The organism is Candidatus Paceibacterota bacterium (genome assembly GCA_028697015.1).
GTDB lineage: Bacteria > Patescibacteriota > Minisyncoccia > Minisyncoccales > GWA2-38-27 > JAQVFW01.
In genome coordinates, this window is sequence record JAQVFW010000001.1 from 1 (window position 1) to 18,392 (window position 18,392).

The 18,392-nt window shown below is 36.0% G+C and carries 19 protein-coding genes; 14 read left to right on the forward strand and 5 right to left on the reverse strand.

Features of this window, described 5'->3' with window-relative positions:
* From PHH50_00005 to PHH50_00020, 4 genes are all read right to left on the reverse strand, one after another.
* The coding region (locus PHH50_00005; GenBank protein ID MDD3728699.1) for a hypothetical protein at nt 1-521 on the reverse strand (521 nt) is incomplete at its 3' end.
* Between the two features lie 57 nt (nt 522-578).
* Nucleotides 579-1,862 carry a radical SAM protein gene (locus PHH50_00010; protein ID MDD3728700.1) on the reverse strand — a complete coding sequence of 428 codons (1,284 nt, stop codon included), beginning with the start codon at nt 1,860-1,862 and terminating at the stop codon, nt 579-581.
* 600 nt (nt 1,863-2,462) lie between these two features.
* Nucleotides 2,463-2,906, reverse strand: coding sequence for a secondary thiamine-phosphate synthase enzyme YjbQ (locus tag PHH50_00015; protein ID MDD3728701.1), 444 nt, complete (start codon nt 2,904-2,906; stop codon nt 2,463-2,465).
* A gap of 131 nt (nt 2,907-3,037) precedes the next feature.
* On the reverse strand, nt 3,038-3,403 hold the full coding sequence (locus PHH50_00020) for a hypothetical protein (protein MDD3728702.1): 366 nt from the start codon (nt 3,401-3,403) through the stop codon (nt 3,038-3,040).
* Between the two features lie 212 nt (nt 3,404-3,615).
* Here PHH50_00020 and PHH50_00025 point away from each other — a divergent pair, with 212 nt between their 5' ends.
* The 14 genes from PHH50_00025 to PHH50_00090 all read left to right on the forward strand — a co-directional run bounded on the left by PHH50_00025 (nt 3,616) and on the right by PHH50_00090 (nt 17,816).
* Entirely contained in the window at nt 3,616-4,164 is a 549-nt protein-coding gene (locus PHH50_00025; protein ID MDD3728703.1) for an NYN domain-containing protein, read from the forward strand.
* Between the two features lie 165 nt (nt 4,165-4,329).
* A complete protein-coding gene (locus PHH50_00030) occupies nt 4,330-5,916 on the forward strand; it encodes a hypothetical protein (protein ID MDD3728704.1) in 1,587 nt (528 codons plus the stop codon).
* Between the two features lie 148 nt (nt 5,917-6,064).
* Nucleotides 6,065-6,676, forward strand: a complete 612-nt coding sequence (locus PHH50_00035; GenBank protein ID MDD3728705.1) for an MBL fold metallo-hydrolase — start codon at nt 6,065-6,067, stop codon at nt 6,674-6,676.
* 16 nt (nt 6,677-6,692) lie between these two features.
* Nucleotides 6,693-7,022 (forward strand): hypothetical protein, encoded by a 330-nt coding sequence (locus PHH50_00040; GenBank protein ID MDD3728706.1) that lies wholly within the window; start codon nt 6,693-6,695, stop codon nt 7,020-7,022.
* Entirely contained in the window at nt 7,012-9,480 is a 2,469-nt protein-coding gene (gene gyrA / locus PHH50_00045) for a DNA gyrase subunit A (protein ID MDD3728707.1), read from the forward strand. The genes PHH50_00040 and gyrA overlap by 11 nt, the downstream gene beginning before the upstream one ends.
* Nucleotides 9,477-9,992: a class I SAM-dependent methyltransferase gene (locus PHH50_00050; GenBank protein ID MDD3728708.1), complete on the forward strand. Its 516-nt coding sequence runs from the start codon at nt 9,477-9,479 to the stop codon at nt 9,990-9,992. The genes gyrA and PHH50_00050 overlap by 4 nt, the downstream gene beginning before the upstream one ends.
* 6 nt (nt 9,993-9,998) lie before the next feature.
* Complete coding sequence (locus PHH50_00055; GenBank protein ID MDD3728709.1) at nt 9,999-10,226, forward strand: hypothetical protein; 228 nt, start codon at nt 9,999-10,001, stop codon at nt 10,224-10,226.
* A gap of 17 nt (nt 10,227-10,243) precedes the next feature.
* Nucleotides 10,244-11,242, forward strand: a complete 999-nt coding sequence (locus PHH50_00060) for a calcium/sodium antiporter (protein ID MDD3728710.1) — start codon at nt 10,244-10,246, stop codon at nt 11,240-11,242.
* Nucleotides 11,243-11,380: 138 nt separating this feature from the next.
* Nucleotides 11,381-13,798, forward strand: coding sequence for a leucine--tRNA ligase (leuS, locus tag PHH50_00065; protein ID MDD3728711.1), 2,418 nt, complete (start codon nt 11,381-11,383; stop codon nt 13,796-13,798).
* 3 nt (nt 13,799-13,801) lie between these two features.
* Nucleotides 13,802-14,521 carry a sugar phosphate nucleotidyltransferase gene (locus PHH50_00070; GenBank protein ID MDD3728712.1) on the forward strand — a complete coding sequence of 240 codons (720 nt, stop codon included), beginning with the start codon at nt 13,802-13,804 and terminating at the stop codon, nt 14,519-14,521.
* Between the two features lie 5 nt (nt 14,522-14,526).
* Nucleotides 14,527-15,099: an L-threonylcarbamoyladenylate synthase gene (locus PHH50_00075; protein ID MDD3728713.1), complete on the forward strand. Its 573-nt coding sequence runs from the start codon at nt 14,527-14,529 to the stop codon at nt 15,097-15,099.
* 5 nt (nt 15,100-15,104) lie between these two features.
* A complete protein-coding gene (locus tag PHH50_00080) occupies nt 15,105-16,427 on the forward strand; it encodes a serine hydroxymethyltransferase (GenBank protein MDD3728714.1) in 1,323 nt (440 codons plus the stop codon).
* A 35-nt stretch (nt 16,428-16,462) separates the two neighbouring features.
* Complete coding sequence (locus tag PHH50_00085) at nt 16,463-17,293, forward strand: bifunctional 5,10-methylenetetrahydrofolate dehydrogenase/5,10-methenyltetrahydrofolate cyclohydrolase (GenBank protein ID MDD3728715.1); 831 nt, start codon at nt 16,463-16,465, stop codon at nt 17,291-17,293.
* Between the two features lie 7 nt (nt 17,294-17,300).
* On the forward strand, nt 17,301-17,816 hold the full coding sequence (locus PHH50_00090; GenBank protein MDD3728716.1) for a phosphatase PAP2 family protein: 516 nt from the start codon (nt 17,301-17,303) through the stop codon (nt 17,814-17,816).
* A 58-nt stretch (nt 17,817-17,874) separates the two neighbouring features.
* Here PHH50_00090 and PHH50_00095 read toward each other — a convergent pair whose 3' ends face one another.
* The gene (locus tag PHH50_00095) at nt 17,875-18,366 is read right to left on the reverse strand and encodes a hypothetical protein (GenBank protein MDD3728717.1); all 492 of its coding nucleotides are present in this window, start codon (nt 18,364-18,366) and stop codon (nt 17,875-17,877) included.
* Nucleotides 18,367-18,392: the final 26 nt, after the last annotated feature.

Consider the following 18,392-nt stretch of genomic DNA (forward strand, 5'->3'; position numbering starts at 1 on the left):
AAAAAAGGGATTAATCCTGTTTTCTTTTTTAATGCAACTTCAGATAGAAATATTAATTTTTCAGCTTCTTTATGGGATTTCTTATCTAAAAATCTGAAATTTATTTTGTTTCCTTTTATCTCTATTTCCCAAAGAATTTTATTCTTATCAAATTCCTTTTTGTATATCTTTTCTTTTAGTTTCTCAATTTCAAAAATAAAAGGATTTTTCTTTTTAGTTTTTATCTTTAAATCCTTATATAGTTGAAACTTTTTATTAATTTTATTTATTGCGGATTTATCATTTATTTCAAACTCCTTCGGCCTTACAACAACTCTTATTCCTTCTTTTACAAGAGGTAAAAATTTATTCTCTATATCGCTGACTTCTTCTAAGCTCTCGCTATTATAATTAATCCTTGCAATAATATAATAGGAAGACTCCGGCAATATTATTATTTCGTGTAAAGTTAAACTTCCTTTTAAATAAGGTTTTAATTTTTCTTCTACATAAGACACTATTTCTCTTATTTCTCCTTGCATAATACTTTAAAATTAAAAAAACTCTGCAGCAATTATACCACAGAGTGTTGGAGAACACTATATCTCCTTTTTTTCCAGTAAACGAGCAGCACAAAAAATTAATTTATTGAAAAGCCATTTGAAAACCTCGCACCACGGATCAATGTGATATTCGTTTCCATAATAAACAATGCTGCGATCTCGGCAACCACCCAAGCAAATCCACCCGAAATGACAGTTACTACATTCGGAAATGTCCTTAACTGTGGGAAGTTGCACAATATTATCTTTTTGACGCATTTCCTGAAAAGTAATAGCGCCTGGTTTTCCTAAAATAAAACTTGGGTTACCCACTAAATTAGTACAAGCATATATTTTCCCGTCTGGATATAGAGTTGAAGTTGTGCGCCCGCAACGGCAACAATCTTCAACTGGAGGATAAATAATTTTAAGCAATATGTTCTCCACGTCACTGCAAGTTAAGCGTGAGCGCAATCCACCAGAGAAATACAAAGACAAAAAGTGATTCCAAAAATTAATCATCTCATCGTCACCTAGAGATAACTGTTGCCAGTTAGCATTTCCTCTTCCTCCTTTCTCTAAAAAAGGTAGATGAATTCCTTTTACTCCTACTCTTTGTGCATATTCAATCACCTCATAAAAACCGTCCAATGTTAATCTACTGAGAACAAAGCTCAGCCCAACATTTACTTTAAATCGAACCAATCTTTCAATCCCAATTTTTACTCTATTAAGCGAATGTCCACGAAACTGATAAAATCTTTCCTCGTTTAAAGAATCCAAACTAACCTGGACATTAACGTCATTTTCTCCAAGAAAGCTGGCAATTTTCGGGCTAATTAGTGAACCATTTGTTAAAAGGTTAACTTTCATTCCTATCCTGCGAGCAAGGATGATAACCTCTCTGCATTTCAGCCAATTAGTTAGGGGTTCTCCTCCTGTAATTGTTAGAGAAGAAGAACCATCTTCAATGGCGCCTTCTAAATATTTTTGAATAGTAGAAAGTGGTAGATTGTCAGTTATTTGACCGCAAGAGTAACGACAGTGCAAGCACCCCATATTGCAATTACTAGTCAAATGAATAGAACAACTGTTTGCAATAGAAGAGACTCTTTCATCATTAACACTAAAAAGATCATCTATTTTTTCGAAAAAAACAATTATATCACTAATAAGAATACCTACTCTTAAAGAAATTTCACTATTACTTAAGGCACTTCTTTTTTTGAGTAAAAAAATCTCCCATCCTTGAATAGAAGTCAACATCCACTTTTTAGTTTCGGGGTTTAAAATAATTATATCTTCGCCTTCCTGAAGTTTAATCAGTTGACCGTAATTCATAATCTTTCCTCCTACTCTTGGGGTTGAAAAAAGCACCTTGCCTTTGATGGAAGCAAGGTGCCTGGGACTAGCGGAAATGCTAGTGCATGAAGAAACCACAGTCGCCACTCGGGCAACAAGCACTCTCCTGTCGATTTCTCGACTCGGCCCTAACTAGTTGAACCTTTGGCGGTTCCTGGTTAGGCATGCCTTCTTTTCTCGCAGAAGGCTTTTTCTGAGCTTGATTGCTCTTTTCCATATTATCACCTCCCTTCTTCTTTCTCTATCAGTGGGTCCTATTGAATTGTCAAAGGCAAAAAAATTTTGCCGTACTAATTTCATAGTAAATAAAAAAAGATATCTATCAAGCATAGCTTTTAAAGTCATAAAACTATATTACTACTGCAGAACTTAATATCCTTCCTTTTTTATCTCTGTTTGTAATTATTCTCCCATATCTTGGAGAAGGAAGTGTTATTTTAAAGCTAAATAGTATTAAGTTCGCCCTGTTCCTACTTATTCTATCATGTCTAGTCGTGTTCGCTCCATTCCGATTGATAAAGACATATAAGTAACCAAAGAGCCGGAATAAAATCTGGCTATTCTATTATAGTATAGTTATTATTCTCCAATAACCTGAAGATTAACTTTTCTTTGTCTTGCTCTGTCCAGTTCAAGAAAGAATAATCTTTGCCATTGTCCAAGGCAAAGTTTTGAAGATATGATATTTAAAACGACATTTGGAGGAAGATAAACGGCCTTGCAATGAGCATGTCCGTTGGCGCATTCATCATCGCACATATTGACAGTTCTTACTTCAAAATCATCATGCCTGTATTTAACGCTTTGCGATGCAAGGTTTCTGAGGTTGTCTTTTATGTCTTCTATAAGGAGGGGTTCGTTTTCGTTTAGAATAATAGCGCTTGTTGTGTGCATCGTCTGAACGTTTATAATCCCATTCTTAATTCCGCTTTCCTTTACGAAAGCCATTACTTCTTCTGTAATGTCAATAAACTCCAACTCTTCCTTCGTTTGATATGGTAATATTTTGTTTTTAATTATCATAATTTTGTTATTTTACTGTCTTTTCTTAACTATAGCCAAAAGATTGAAAATATTCAAGGAATTTTTTAAAAGGGGAGGGCGGCGTCGGAATTATTTGCCGCCCTAGTAGTATTTGAAAATAGGTCTTGATTTCAGATTGATATTTCCTCCAGTTCCTCGTCAAGAATTATTTCCTGTTTTAAGGAAGAGCTAATGGAAATACCATTTCCGGCTTTTACTCTTGAAAGAATAATTTTTTCAAAAGAACAATCAAGAAAGATAATTTTACCGGAGACGTCAGTGTCTCTAATGTAGAAGATTCCATGAACCTCTACATTCTCAAAAACAAGGTCTCCTTCCACAAATAGAGCAATAATGCTAAAATCATCCCTGATAATAATGCGGCGAAAAGAAATTCCTTTCAATTTTCTTTCGCCTATAACTTCAAGTATTCTTTTTGAGTAAAAATCCTCAAGGATAAATATTTTTTCTTCTTTTGAAAAAGTGAAAATACTCATTTCCTCCTCCTTGCACTGATACTAAAAGGACTGTTTTTAGGATAGTCCCCTGAAAAAGAACTGTCAAGGAAAATTATAGAAAACAATAGAAAGCCCTTATTTTTTTGGTATTTTGGGCTAAATTATAGAATTGACAAATTTAAATAAAAATGTACAATTAATTTGGTAAAGTGCTCTTTCTAAATCCTTACATAAGAATAAAGGTGATCTTTATGGCCTGTAAAGCAGCGATTGCTATAGATGTTGACAACTTGCTTATTTCATCTGCCATGGCGGGCCAAAAATTTAAAGGTTATAACTTGAAATCTGGATTCGAAAATATGATTGCCTGGGTTAGGACATTTTCAGATATTCTGTGTGTCCACTTATATATCTCTTTTGCTCAATGCCTAAGAAACGATGATTTATTCCATGATCTTTGGGAAGAATATAAGAATGAATTTGTTTTCGAAATTATTTATTGTCCTAAAAGAAAAGAAGAAGGCGGAAAAAAAGACAATGTCGACCAGCATTTGATCGACCACACAAAAAGAATGGTTTCGCTTTGGACTCCTGAAACCAAATATTTCTGCCTCGGTTCGGGAGACCTTGATTATTCTTCTTTATTATGGAAACTGAAAAGGGAACATGAAAAAGAAATTGCCTTTATTCTTGGCAGCAAAAGATCTTTTTCAGGGGCCTACAGGCAAATGGATCTTGTGGGAAAGCACCCGATATCAAATGAGGATTTAATACATTATTTTTTACCAAGAGATAATTGACGGAAAATTTCCGTCTTTTTTTTGCAATTTTTTCTTCCTACTTGACAATATTTTATTTCTATGGTAAAAGAGAAGCAGATCTTTCACAATTTTTTTGTTTGGCAGTGTTGTCAAGCGGGTTGTGAGCTTCTTTCTCTTTTTGTCCTTATAGGACAGGAGAAAAAAATGACTACTCTTAGAGGAGGTCTGGAGGGGAACAACCGTTTTTCTCTGGACCTTGAGACCGTGGCCAAGAAGGCCGCTTCTCAAAAGGAAATCTCTCTGAGGTTTCCTAAAAAAAGCGTTTCTTCCAAGGAGGGGATGGACAGCAAGGAGCTGTCCAGTTACGTCAACGACATTGCTCAAGGGGCCTATGAGTGGATTTCCACCGTTGCCCAGCCCTTTCTAAGGGAACTTGAGCAGGATATGGTTGAGATCGGACAGGAGGTCTGTCTTGACCGGTGTTCTGACGGGGAAGAGACAAGGCAAGAGCGTCAGGTGGACTATGAGTCCACTATCTACGCTCTTCGGAGGTTTTCTCCCCAGAACGACGGAATCCTTCGCAATGAGGCGGAGATTTCCGGAAGAGGAGCTTTCGTCGAAGCCCTTTGTAAAAGGGTAAGACAAACAACGGAAGTCGCCATTCTCGTTGACGAGATCATTTGTTCCGAGGACAAGAAGTCCTTGGAGGCGATTCTTTCGGAAGCCAAGGATGGCCTTGGAAAGGATTCCAATAAAGTTTTTCTTTCCTCTTCGGACAAGGAGTCGGACTTCAGGGCTTTCGGAAAGCCCTACAAGGTTGCTGAGTCGGCCTTTGGTCGACATCGTGACTTTGCGGTCCAGAAGCTTTCGGAAGCCGTTGTTTCCCGTTCTAGGGAGATCGCCTCGGCTTTCAAGGCCGAAGTCCAGAAACAGAAACAGGAGGTTTCTGCCGTCGTCGAGACGGATGTCTCGCCAGAGGAACTTTTCTTTGGTGACGACGTCGAGGGTAAGACAGCCCGACTCGTTTGGAGGTACCAGGGAAGGTACCAGAACGTGATTCGCGTCCGCCGACAGGGTGATCGGCTTTACGTTCTTGACGTCGTTGGTCCCGGACCCGAGGAGGCCCTTAAGGAGATGAAAAAGAGGCATTCTGAGCCTCATATTCTTCTCCGGTCGGTTCTCCATTCTGACGGAGAACACCTCTGTCCTTCCAAGGGTGGGTCTCACTACCTTTTCGGGATGTATATCAAGGAAGATTACATCCTCGCCATGGCCCGCTGGATCCGGACGGCTGCAGGTTTCTGCATGCCCAATCGGCTCCATTCGGATGACAAGGAAAAGTCCTCCGAAAACGGCAACGGCAACAGTCCACTTGAAGACGCCGACGGCAAGGAAGCCGTTTCTGCAGAAGTGTTCTACTTCCGCAAGAATGGTGGGGGCGGGACGATTCAGATTGTCCTGCCGGTGGATTTCGTTCTCAGTCTCCCTGAGGTGAAAAACGAAGACATGGATGTCGTCGCCCCCGAGAGGAAGGTCAGCTTGACTTCTCCCGCAACAATTACGGTCCGTCGGACCGTTGTCAAGGGAGAGCCCAGAATCGTTGTCGATGAGTGCGACAGCGAAGAGGCAAAGAAGGAGCTTTGTCTTAATGGAATCGTCGGTCCTGCCTGGCAGGACGATCCCAAAAAGAAGGGCTGGCAAGGATTGCCGGCACCCCTTCCCTCGATTCTCGCGTTTGGATACAAACAGGCCACTCTCTCTGGAGAGCTCAAGCCAAACAAGAAAAACTAGTTGCCCGTTTGGGTAGCTGGTCAAGACGCCGAAAAGGAATTCGGCGTCTGTTTTTTTTGAAAAAAATTCTAAGTTTTTATATTTTTTTAAAAAGAAGAACTTGATTTGAAATTGAAATAATCTTATGCTATGCTATTAATATAAAAAAATGAATATATTTTGGCATACTAAAACATGCGTTGAAATAAACGCGGTTCCAAAAAAAGACGGGGCGGTAAATATAATAATAGACCCCTTGAATAAAGAAGAAGCGTCCCGCGGAAAAAAAATGAAGGCAGACGTTTTTTTGTTTACAAAAAAAGAAAAAAGAAAACAAGAAAATGAAGGCTTTATTATTGACGGTCCCGGAGAATATGAAATAAAAGAAATTTTTATCAAAGGAATTGAAATCTCTCCTTCTTTAACAATTTACCTTATTACGGCAGAAGACATAACTCTTTGTCATCTCGGATTAATTAATCAGGACGAACTTTCAAATTCTCAAGTTGAAGAGTTGGGAGACATTGATGTTTTATTTTTACCGGTTGAAGGAGAAGAATGTATTGATGCAAAAAAAGCGGCAAAGATTATGGGACAGCTAGAACCAAGAATTACCGTTCCGGTAAATTACAAAGAACAGGGAATAAAATCAAAAACAAGCGGATTAAAGTCATTTTTGGATAATTTGGGGATAAAATCTCCTGAATCGTCTTCCAAACTTTCTTTAAAGAAAAAAACAATTTTGGAAGAAAATTCAAAGGTTGTTATTTTGACAAGTTAAAGTATCTTTTGCTTTCATGGGATTTTTAGAAAAAATCAGAAGCAAGCCGAAGAAAACAAGATTAATAATTTTATGGTCGATTATTATTCCCGTAGGAATAATTTTTGCTTTTTTTTGGATTAAGATTACGGCAAGCGCTATAAGAGAATTGTCGGCAGTAACTTTTCCACAAACAGAGGAAGAATTCTTTTCTTCAGAAATTTTAGAAGAAAGCATGGAGAGTATGAAAATGTTTTTTAATGAAGAAGAAATTAAAAAAATACTAGAAGAAGAAGAATTGGAAACAATGTTTGAAAAAGAAGAAGAAAATCAAAAAGAAGAAATAAAAGAGGAAAATGAAAAATAAACCGGATAAAAATAATTTAGTCAAGAGCGGGGGCATACAGGACAGAGAAATAGTTGAGGAAATGAAAACTTCTTACATTGACTATGCGATGTCTGTAATTGTATCTCGCGCTCTTCCCGATGTAAGAGACGGATTAAAGCCGGTCCATAGACGCATTCTTTATACTATGCTTGAAGAGGGATTAAGGCATAATGCGAAATTTAGAAAATCGGCGACCGTAGTCGGTTCTACGCTTGGCCGTTATCATCCCCATGGAGATATGGCGGTCTATGATGCTTTAGTCAGAATGGCCCAGGATTTTTCGCTTCGTTACCCTCTTATTCAGGGACAAGGAAATTTCGGTTCAATAGACAACGATCCTGCTGCTGCCCCCAGATATACGGAATGTAAAATGTCAAAAATCGGGGAAGAAATGCTTTTGGGAATTGAGAAAGGAACTGTGGATTTTACCGAGAATTATGATGGAACAAGAAAAGAGCCGGCTGTTTTGCCTTCTCCTTTGCCTCAGCTTATCTTAAACGGCTCTATGGGAATTGCCGTTGGAATGGCTACAAATATTCCTCCTCATAATTTAAGGGAGGTTGCCGATGCTTTAATTTATCTAATAGACAATCCCGATGCTTCTTCTGAGGATCTTTTTAAATTTGTAAAAGGGCCTGATTTTCCAACCGGCGGGATAATATTCGGAAAAAAAGACATAATTTCCGCTTATTCACAGGGAAAAGGACCGATAGTTGTGAGAGGAAAGGCGGAAATAAAAGAAGATAAATCGGGGAAAAATCAGATTATAATAAACGAAATTCCTTATCAGACCCAAAAGTCGTCTTTGGTTGAGCAGTTTGCAAGATTAGTGAAAGAGAAGAAATTAATTGGGATAAAAGATATTAGGGATGAATCAGACAAAGAAGGAATGAGGGTTGTTTTTGACCTTCAAAGAGATGCTTTTCCTCAGAAAATTTTAAATAAGCTTTATAAATTTACCGATTTGCAAAGAACATTTCATTTGAATATGCTTGCTCTTACCGAAAGAGTTCAGCCGAAAGTTTTGTCTTTATCTGAAGTTCTTTCTCAATTTATAGCTCACCGCAAAGAGGTAATTGTGAGAAGAACAAAGTATGAGCTTCAAAAAGCGAAAGAGAGATACCATATTTTAGAAGGTCTTCATAAGTGCCTTTCTAAAATTGACGAGGTGATAAAAATAATCAAGGCCTCTTTAAACAGGGAAGACGCTCTGAAGAATTTAATCAAAAGATTTAAACTTTCGGAAATACAAGCAAACGCTATTTTGGATACAAAGCTTTCTTTTTTAGCCCGTCTTGAAAGAAAAAAAATAGAAGACGAATTGAAAGAAATAGAAAAGCAGATGAAAGAGTTAATGGCAATATTAAAAAGCCCGAAAAAAGTGGAAGATATTTTTAAGAAAGAAACGCTGGAAGTAAAAGAGAAATTCGGCGATGAAAGAAAAACTAAGTTTTCTGTTCAGGGAGCGGAAGAAATTGCCGAAGAGGACCTTATTCCTCATGAAGAAACAATCATTACTCTTACAAAAGGAGGATATATTAAAAGAATAAACCCTAATACTTATAAAATACAAAAGAGAGGAGGCAAGGGAATTTTGGGAATGAAAACAATGCAGGAGGATATTGTTGAACATTTCCTTCTTGCTGATACCCATGATTCACTTCTGTTCTTTACCGATTCGGGAAAGGTTTTTAGAACCATGGTTTATGATATTGCCGAAGGAACGAGAGTTGCAAGAGGACGCGGCCTTTTGAATTTTATTGATATTACCCCAAATGACAAGATACTTTCGATAATGGCTCTTTCAAAAGAAGAAACAAAGTCGGGAGTGAAGAATTTGTTGATGGTTACGGAAAATGGTATAATTAAAAGGACAGAACTGGAACAGTTTAAGAATGTAAGAAAAACGGGTCTTATCGCTATAAAACTGAAAAAGGGAGATTTGCTTAAGAATGTTTTTAAAACAACAGGAGAAGATGAAGTTGTTCTTATTACAAGAAAAGGGTTGTCCATAAAATTCAAAGAAAAGGATATAAGAGAAATGGGACGGTCTGCCAGCGGGGTAAAAGCAATGGGACTAAAAAAAGAAGACAAAATTGTTGGCGGGTGCGCCATAAGACCAGAAAAAGAAAAAGAAGAATATCTTCTTGTTCTAACAGAGAAAGGATTTGGCAAAAAGACAAATGTTAAAGAATATCGGCTTCAAAAAAGAGGAGGGTCCGGAATCAAAGCGGCAAACATCAACCCAAAGACAGGAGATCTTGTTTTCGCCCAGATTCTTTACGGAGATGAGGAAGATTTGATTATCATTTCCAGAAAAGGGCATATTATAAGAACGGGTATTTCTTCTATCCCAAAGTTAGGAAGGGCCACCCAGGGAGTGAGAATAATGAAGCTTGAGCCGGGAAACGGCGCTGCTTCTGCAATATGCATATGATTTTTTTAAATCCTGAAGAAGTTTTAAATAAAATTGAAATTAAAGAAGATATGATTGCCGCTGACTTTGGCTGTGGTTCAGGAGGATTTACTTTTCCTTTGGCAAAAAAGCTCAAAAAAGGATTTGTTTACGCTGTTGATATTCAAGAACTTCCTTTGTCTGCTATGAGAGGAAGGGCAAATATGGAAAGCATAAGCAATATTGATTTTATTTTAGGAGATATAGAGAATAAATTAGATATACAGGAAAATTCCCTTGATATTGTTACAATTATAAACGTCCTTTTTCAAATTGAAGATAAAAAAGCCGTAATTGGAGAGGCATTAAGGTTGCTCAAAAAAGGAGGCAAAATGATTATTGTTGATTGGGATAAAAAAGCAAAAATGCAACTTGTGGAAGAAAAGGTTTCTTTGGATGAAATAAAAGAAATTGCCAAAGATAAGGGCTTTGCTATTGAAGAAGAATTCAAGGCAGGCACTCATCACTGCGGAGTTATATTTAAAAAAATATAAAAATATATGGGTAAATTTACAAAAAGAGAAATTGAAAGAAAAGTTGGAAAAATGCCGCTTACAAGAAGCGAGAAAGAATATGTAAAGCAGGTTTTTGGCGGCTATGATTATCCCTCAAGTAAGGGAGTTACAAAAGAAGAATATAAGAAAGGAATGGAAGAAATGAAAAAGAATACGAGAGATTCTATTAATGACAGGAAACTGAAGATAATAGAAAGACACTTGAAGAAATAAAAAAATCTGAAAAATACATGGTTTTTATTTGGACAGCAATTTTTTTTCTTTCGGTCTTTGTTCTTGTCAAAGGAGCTGATTTTCTTATTTCAAGCGCGGAAAAGATCGGTCTTTCAATGGGTTTTTCTCCTTTTATAATCGGAGTTACTATTGTCGGGCTTGGAACCTCTTTTCCTGAGCTCATTACCTCTTTTGTTGCTGCTTTTAAGGGAGCCCAGGAAATTATTGTTGCAAATGCAGTCGGTTCAAATATTGTAAATATACTTCTTGTTGTCGGACTTTCTGCTATTGTAGGCAGAAAGCTTGTTGTTACTAAAAGCTTGATAGATATTGACTTGCCTCTTCTTGCAATAGGGACAGTTTTGTTTCTTGGGATTGTCTTTGATAAAGAAATTACAATAGGGGAATCTTTTCTTATGGTTATAACCTACGGAGGATATTTGCTTTATACAGCTTTTCATAGAGAAGAAGATGATGATAAGGAAGAGGAAGAATTTTCCGGTATTTTGCCTTCAAGACAGACAAGAAGGAAAGAGAAAGTTTCTCTGAAAAATGAAGCTCGACCAAAAGTTTCTTATAAAGATTTTCTAATTCTTTTTGCCGGAATAGTAAGTTTACTTTTGGGTGCCAAGTATCTTATTGATTCGCTTGTGGAATTGTCAAAGATTCTCAATATTGCCCCTAGTATTATCGCCGTTACAGCGGTTTCCCTTGGAACTTCTCTGCCGGAATTGATTGTTTCAGTAAAGGCCGCTTTAAAGAAAAAAGCAGAACTTGCTCTTGGCAATATTTTTGGATCCAATGTTTTTAATATGTTTATAGTAGTTGGGCTTCCGGGTCTTTTTTTCTCTTTAACGGTTGAAGATCAAATTTACACAATTGGTATTCCTACAATGGCTCTTGCCACTCTTCTTTTTGTTATTTCCGGAATTTCAAGAAAGATTCATATGTGGGAAGGGGCTTTTTATCTTTCATTATACGTTTTATTTATAGCAAAGCTTTTTAATTGGTTTTAAAAACAATTTCTTTTTTAATAGTCCGCTTACGGCGGATTCTTTAATTTATAGATCTGCTAGCTATAATTTTCCAAAAATCAAATAAAAAAGGCGCATAAACTTAATTTTTTTTAAAAAGCAAAATAGCATTTTATCATTATGAAAAAATACGAACCGAAAAAAATAGAGCAAAAATGGCAGAATGTTTGGGAGAAAAAAGGCGTTTTTAAAGCAAAGGATTTTTCAAAGAAAAAAAAGCTCTATTTGCTTGTTGAGTTTCCATATCCTTCAGGAGAAGGGCTTCATGTCGGACATTGCCGGAGCTTTACGGCTTTTGACATTATTGCCCGGAAAAAAAGAATGGAGGGTTATAACGTCCTTTATCCTATTGGCTGGGATGCTTTCGGATTGCCGACAGAAAATCATGCTATTAAAAAAGGACTTCATCCGTCTGTTATCACAAAGAAAAATACAGACACTTTCAGACGCCAGTTGAAAAAGGCGGGTTTTTCTTTTGATTTTTCAAGAGAGATAAACACAACAAATCCAGATTATTATAAATGGACCCAGTGGATATTTATACAAATGTTTAAAAAAGGGCTTGCATACAAAGACAAAATGGACATTAATTGGTGTCCTTCCTGTAAAATAGGACTTGCTAACGAGGAAGTTATTTCCGGGAATTGCGAAAGATGCAATACAAAAGTGGAAAAAAAAGAGAAAGAACAATGGATGCTGAGAATTACAAAATATGCCGACCGCCTGATTAAGGATCTTGATCTTGTTGATTATCTTGAAAAGATAAAAATCCAGCAGAAAGAATGGATAGGAAAATCGGAAGGTGCTTTGGTTAAATTCTACATTGAAGAAATAAAAGAATATGTCGAGGTTTTTACCACAAGAATAGATACTATATTTTCGGGAACTTTTTTAATACTGTCCCCCGGGCACAAAATAATAGAAAAGCACAAGGATAAAATCAAGAATATTAAGGAGGTTATGGAATACCATAGAAAGGCAAAAAATACTTCCGATATAGACAGAACAAATATTGAAAAAGAAATAACCGGAGTTAAATTAGAGGGCCTTACTGCCATAAATCCGGCTACAAATGAAAAAATGCAAGTTTGGAGCGCTGATTTTGTTCTTGAACATTATGGTTCAGGAGCCGTTTTTGCCGATGCTCATGATATCAGAGATTTTAAGATGGCAAAGATTTATAACCTGCCTTTGAAAATATCCCTTATTCCAAAAGATAAGGATTTGGCTAGAAAAGTTGAAAATTTTGAAGAATGTTTTGAAGGAGAAGGGACTCTTTGCAATTCAATGCAATTTGACGGCATTTCTTCTTCTTTGGCAAGACCGCTTATTATTTCCTTTTTAAAGAAAAAAGGCCTTGCTAAGGAAAAAACCGTTTATAAATTAAGGGATTGGGTTTTTTCAAGACAGCATTATTGGGGAGAGCCGATTCCGATGGTTTTTTGCAAGAAGTGCGGATGGACGGAAATTCCTGAAAAGGAACTTCCTTTAAAATTGCCCGACGTTAAAAAGTATCAGCCGTCAAACACCGGAGAGTCCCCCCTTTCTTTAATTCCTTCTTTTGTTAATACAAAATGTCCAAAGTGCAAAGGAGAGGCAAAAAGGGAAACGGACACTATGCCAAATTGGGCCGGCTCTAATTGGTATTTCCTTCGCTATCTGGATGTAAAAAACAATAAAAAACTGGCGGATTCAAAAAAGATAAAATACTGGATGCCGGTTGATTGGTATAACGGAGGAATGGAACATGTTACTTTGCATTTGCTTTACTCCCGTTTTGTTTATAAATTTCTGTGGGATATTAACGCTGTTCCAAAAGAAATAGGGAAAGAACCTTATAAAAAAAGAACTGCCCAAGGAATGATTTTGGGACAAGGAGGAATCAAGATGTCAAAATCAAAGGGCAATGTTGTAAATCCCGAGGAAATAATAGATAAATGGGGAAGCGATGTTTTCAGAGTTTATATCATGTTCATGGGTCCTTTCGAGCAGGCCATTTCATGGGATTCCAAAGGAATAAAAGGAGCAAGAAGGTTTTTGGAAAAGGTTTTTGCAATTTCCGTTTCAGAGGAAGTTTCTTCTGGAATTAAAAAAAATCTTCAAAAGACAATAAGAAAAGTTTCAAAAGACATAGACGCTTTAAAGTTCAATACGGCGATAAGCTCTCTGATGGAATTTTCCAATTCTTTAAAAGATGGAAAAATTGACAAAGAGAATTTCAAGGATTTTCTTAAAATTCTCTCTCCCTTTGCTCCTCATCTTTGCGAGCATTTATGGAATGAAAATAAATTTAAAGATCTTTGCCTTTCTTCCTTTTGGCCAAAATTTAGCAAAGAATTAGAAAAAGAAAAAGAGTTGGAAATCGTTGTTCAGGTAAATGGAAAATTAAGGGCGAAACTTCTTCTCCCTATTGACATTTCAGAGGAAGAAGCTAAAAAGGTGGCATTGTCAAACGAAAAAGTGAAAAGCAACATAGGAGAGAAAAAAATAAAAAGGGTTGTATTTGTGCCTAAAAAGCTAATTAACTTTGTTATATAAAATATGACTAAAAAAGTTGTGATTGCCGCTGCGGGAAAGGGAACAAGAATGCTTCATCTTACAAGAAACAAGTCAAAACACCTTATTAAAGTAAATAAGAAGCCTTTTCTCTCTTATTTACTTGATAATTTGCTTGAAGCGGGATATAGAGATTTTATTCTTGTTGTCGGATATAAAGAAGAGTCCATAAGAGAATTTTTAAAAGAATATAATTACAAGGCGAAGGTTGTTAATCAGTTTGAGATTTTAGGCGAAAAAGAATACGGAACAGCCTGTCCCTTAAAATGCGTCAAAGACATTATAAAAGAAGATTTTCTTTTTGTTTGCGGAGACAATCTCTATTCGGTGGAGGACTTGAAAATAATGAACGGGGACGACGGAGGATATAATTATGTCGGTGGACTTTGCCATAAAAATCCTGAAAAATACGGAGTTTTGATTTCCGGAAAAGATAACTTTTTAAAAGAAATAGTTGAAAAGCCAAAAAAGCACGTAGGAAACATGATAAACGCCGGGATTTACAAATTAACTCCGGAAGTTTTTGAAAAAGTTCCCGAAATAAAAAAATCATCAAGAGGAGAATACGAAATAACCGATGTCATAAACTTGCTTGCTAAAGAGAATAAAGTTAAAATAAGAGAAATAAAGGGAAGATGGCTTGATTTTGGAAATCCCGGGGATATTATTAAGGCATCTCTATTTCTGAGGAAAAAAAAGAAATAGCTTTCATGAATGTTCTTAAGTTGTCAAAAGGATCTTTAAATGCTGCAGTTTACGCAATAAAGAAAGGAGAAGTAATAATTTGCCCTACAGATACGGTTTACGGCCTTTTGTCCAGTACAAAGAACAAAAAAGCGGCAAATAAGATTTTTAAGATAAAATCAAGAAAAAAAGAGAAGCCCCTTCCTGTTTTTGTTGGAAGCATGAAAATGGCAAAGGAACTGGCTTTTATAACCAAAAAACAAGAAAAGTTTTTAAAGAAAAATTGGCCGGGAAAGATAACAGTAATCCTTAAAGCAAAAAAAGATTTTCCTTTATTGAGTAAGAATGGAACAATTGCCTTAAGATATCCGAATTACAAATTTATTGTTAATATAATAAGGAGAATAAAAGGCCCTTTGGCTCAGACCTCGGCAAATATTTCAGGAAAGCCGGCTCTAAATAAAGTTTCAGACATTGTAAAAACTTTTGAAAAGAAGAAAATAAGGCCAAGCATAATAATTGATGGAGGCGATTTTAAAAAAGGAAGGCCTTCATCTATTGTTGATTTAACAAAAGATAGTATTAAAACTTTAAGATAAAAACCATGCCTCTTAAAAAACAAGATTCTCAAATTTATGAACTAATTGAAGAAGAGAAAAAAAGGCAGAAAGAAGGACTAGAGTTGATAGCTTCGGAAAGTTACGCTTCTTCTGCAGTTCTTGAGTCCTTGGGAAGCGTTTTAAATAACAAATACGCTGAAAACTATCCCGGAAAAAGATATTACGGAGGATGCAGGATTGTTGATATGGTTGAAAATCTTTGTAAAGAAAGAGCAAGGGAAGTTTTCAAGGCAGATGACTATCATGTCAATGTTCAGCCGTATTCCGGTTCTCCGGCAAACCTTGCAGTATATATCGGTTTGCTTGATTTCAAAGACACGATAATGGCAATGAGATTGGATCATGGCGGACATTTAACCCACGGAAATCCCATGAATTTATCCGGAAGAGCTTTCAATTTTGTGCATTACGGGATTAATTCTGAAACTGAAACTTTGGATTATAATGAAATATTAAAATTAGCAAAACAGCATAAGCCCAAAATTATTCTTTCCGGATTTACGGCTTATCCAAGGACAATTGATTTTAAAAAAATAGATGAAATAGCAAAAGAAGTCAAAGCAATCTCAATGGCTGATATTTCTCATATTTCCGGCCTTATAATCGGCAAAGTTCATCCTTCTCCTTTTCCTTTTACAGATGTTGTTACGACAACGACCCATAAAACTTTATGCGGTCCTCGCGGAGCGATTATACTGTGTAAAAAAGAATATGGAGAAAAAATAGACAAAGGGGTTTTCCCCGGGTTGCAAGGCGGTCCGCATGAACATGCGATAGCCGGAATTGCGGTCGCCCTAAAACAGGCCCAAAAACCGGAATTTGAGGAATTTGCAAAACAGATTGTAAAAAATGCAAAAGTTTTGGCAGAAACTCTTATTTCTGAAAAATTAAAACTAGTTTCAAACGGCACAGATAACCATCTTATGGTTGTGGATTTAACTCCTTTTGGAAAAGGAAAGGGAGTTTTTGCCGAGAAAGCGCTAGAGACAGCCGGAATAAGCGTCAGTAAATCAACAACTCCAAATGATAAATCTGTCCCTTATTATCCCTCGGGCCTTCGTATTGGGACGCCAGCTGTTACTTCAAGAGGAATGAAAGAGAAAGAAATGGAGACAGCCGGAAAACTGATAGCAAAGGTTATAAAAGAATTTTCATCAACAAATATGCCCGACACAAAAGAAGAGAGAAATACTAAAGTAAAAGAGTTTAAAGAAGAAATAAAAAGCAGTTTATTTTTAAAAGAAGTAAAAGAAGAAGTAAAAAATCTAGCAAGTCCTTTTCCTGTTCCGGGGATAGACGATAAGTAGAGTTTTTTCTTTTCCTCTTTATAATTGAAAATCAGATGATTTTACTTGATGGGAAAAAAATATCGGAAAAAATTTTAAACGACCTTAAAAAAACAATTGAAAAAAGAGGCCTTGGTTTAAAGTTGGCAATAGTAATTGTTGGCAATGACATGCCTTCTAAGGTTTTTATCAAAAAAAAAGAGGAGGCCTGTAAAAAAATAGGAATTGATTTTGAGCTTTATGAATTTGATAAGGATATAAAGGTTGATAGATTAAGAGAAGAGGTTGAAAAAATTTGCAAAAAATCAGAAATCAGCGGAGTTGTTATTCAGCTTCCCTTACCCTTAGAATTAAGGGCTTTTGACCAGCAAATTCTCAATCTTGTTCCTCCTTCGAAAGACATCGATATTCTTTCTGAAAAAAACCTTGGTTGTTTTTATAGCGGTTTTTTGCCGGTTATGCCTCCGGTTGTAAGCGCCGTTTTTTGTCTTCTTAATGAATACGAAATTTCTTTAAAGGGAAAAAATATTGTTATTATAGGAGCCGGCCGACTTGTTGGACTGCCTCTTGCCGTTTCCCTTTTAAAAAAGAAAGCAACTGTTTCCGTTTTGAATGAGTTTACGGACGATTTTAGCGGTTTTTTAAAAAAAGCGGACATTGTTATCTCCGGAGTTGGTAAGCCAGGAATTATAAAAGGAGAAGATTTAAAAAATGAAGTAATAGTCATTGATGCAGGAACTTCTTTTAAAGAAGGAAAAACTGTTGGCGATGTTGATATTGAGAGTGTTTCCAAAAAGGCAAAATATATTGCTCCTGTTCCAGGAGGAGTCGGCCCGCTTACTATTGCCTTTCTTCTTGAAAACTTGGTAAGAATTAACTTAGAGTGATTTTATAATGGATTATTATTTTTTTAGAATAATAAATGATCTTTCCGGAAATTCTTTTACTTTTGATTTTTTAGCCCTTTTTTTTGGAAAATACTTTGGATATTTCCTTCTTTTTCTTCTTTTCTTGTTTTTACTTAGAAATAAAAAAAGGATTTTTTTCTTTGCTCTTTCATCTGCTATACTATCAAGATTTGTTATAACTACTGTTATAAGAAATTTTTATTACAAAGACAGGCCTTTTGTTGTCTTGGATATATTTCCCCTTATAGAGCATGCCAAAACTGCTTCTTTTCCCTCCGGTCATGCCGCTTTTTTCTTTGGCCTTGGAACGGCTGTTTTCTTAAAGAATAAAAAAATGGGAATATTCTTTTTAGCGGGTGCTTTTCTTATTTCTCTTTCCCGGATTTATGCCGGAATTCACTGGCCTTTTGATATTATTATGGGTGCAATTGTAGGAATTTTATCTGCTTTTATTATTTTGAAAATAGAAAATTATTGCTTCTCTAAAAAAGAAAACAAATAAATTGAAGAAAACAAAAGCCCCACTTTGAATTGTTATGGGGCGTTAACAAGAATATTTTTCAATCTTTTTTCTCGGGAGTATTTTCCGCTTTGATTTTGTTTGATATTTCCTGGCTTAGAAAAGGGCACTTTTCTAAAGGAATATTGCATAATCCTTCGAAAAAAGCCGTAATTTTTCCGGAAATTTTAGGTTTTTTAAATGGAAAATTTAAAATTGTTTTTCCCAGTAATCCTTCATTGAAGCTGCGAACCCATGGCTCGCAGAAAAAAAATATTGCTTGTTTTAATATAAACCGGAGGAAAAAATCATATTCTCCATTTGCCAAACAGACCTTTTTCCCTTCTTTTTTCTTTAGGGAAAGACAGATGGGGGGGTTAGAGGTTGAATTTATCCTTGATATTATTCTAAGAGGATTTTTATCGCTTAGCCAATAATCCGGCAGGGCTATAAATAATCTGTATTCAAATTCAATTTCTGCTATTTTCAAAAATCCTTCATAGGCAACTTTGTCCTTAATCTGCCTTACTGATTGCTCGAATGAAGCTATCATTTTTTCTCCTTTTTTCAATGTACTAA

Bases quoted from the DNA above. Each gene is read 5' to 3' on its own strand.
- PHH50_00060 (MDD3728710.1), top strand. From the start codon at position 10,244: ATGGTTTTTATTTGGACAGCAATTTTTTTTCTTTCGGTCTTTGTTCTT.
- PHH50_00015 (MDD3728701.1), bottom strand. From the start codon at position 2,906: ATGATAATTAAAAACAAAATATTACCATATCAAACGAAGGAAGAGTTG.
- gyrA (MDD3728707.1), top strand. From the start codon at position 7,012: ATGAAAAATAAACCGGATAAAAATAATTTAGTCAAGAGCGGGGGCATA.
- PHH50_00030 (MDD3728704.1), top strand. From the start codon at position 4,330: ATGACTACTCTTAGAGGAGGTCTGGAGGGGAACAACCGTTTTTCTCTG.
- PHH50_00050 (MDD3728708.1), top strand. From the start codon at position 9,477: ATGATTTTTTTAAATCCTGAAGAAGTTTTAAATAAAATTGAAATTAAA.
- PHH50_00025 (MDD3728703.1), top strand. From the start codon at position 3,616: ATGGCCTGTAAAGCAGCGATTGCTATAGATGTTGACAACTTGCTTATT.
- PHH50_00070 (MDD3728712.1), top strand. From the start codon at position 13,802: ATGACTAAAAAAGTTGTGATTGCCGCTGCGGGAAAGGGAACAAGAATG.
- PHH50_00090 (MDD3728716.1), top strand. From the start codon at position 17,301: ATGGATTATTATTTTTTTAGAATAATAAATGATCTTTCCGGAAATTCT.
- PHH50_00095 (MDD3728717.1), bottom strand. From the start codon at position 18,366: ATGATAGCTTCATTCGAGCAATCAGTAAGGCAGATTAAGGACAAAGTT.
- PHH50_00020 (MDD3728702.1), bottom strand. From the start codon at position 3,403: ATGAGTATTTTCACTTTTTCAAAAGAAGAAAAAATATTTATCCTTGAG.
- PHH50_00055 (MDD3728709.1), top strand. From the start codon at position 9,999: ATGGGTAAATTTACAAAAAGAGAAATTGAAAGAAAAGTTGGAAAAATG.
- PHH50_00075 (MDD3728713.1), top strand. From the start codon at position 14,527: ATGAATGTTCTTAAGTTGTCAAAAGGATCTTTAAATGCTGCAGTTTAC.
- PHH50_00010 (MDD3728700.1), bottom strand. From the start codon at position 1,862: ATGAATTACGGTCAACTGATTAAACTTCAGGAAGGCGAAGATATAATT.
- PHH50_00035 (MDD3728705.1), top strand. From the start codon at position 6,065: ATGAATATATTTTGGCATACTAAAACATGCGTTGAAATAAACGCGGTT.
- PHH50_00040 (MDD3728706.1), top strand. From the start codon at position 6,693: ATGGGATTTTTAGAAAAAATCAGAAGCAAGCCGAAGAAAACAAGATTA.
- leuS (MDD3728711.1), top strand. From the start codon at position 11,381: ATGAAAAAATACGAACCGAAAAAAATAGAGCAAAAATGGCAGAATGTT.
- PHH50_00085 (MDD3728715.1), top strand. From the start codon at position 16,463: ATGATTTTACTTGATGGGAAAAAAATATCGGAAAAAATTTTAAACGAC.
- PHH50_00080 (MDD3728714.1), top strand. From the start codon at position 15,105: ATGCCTCTTAAAAAACAAGATTCTCAAATTTATGAACTAATTGAAGAA.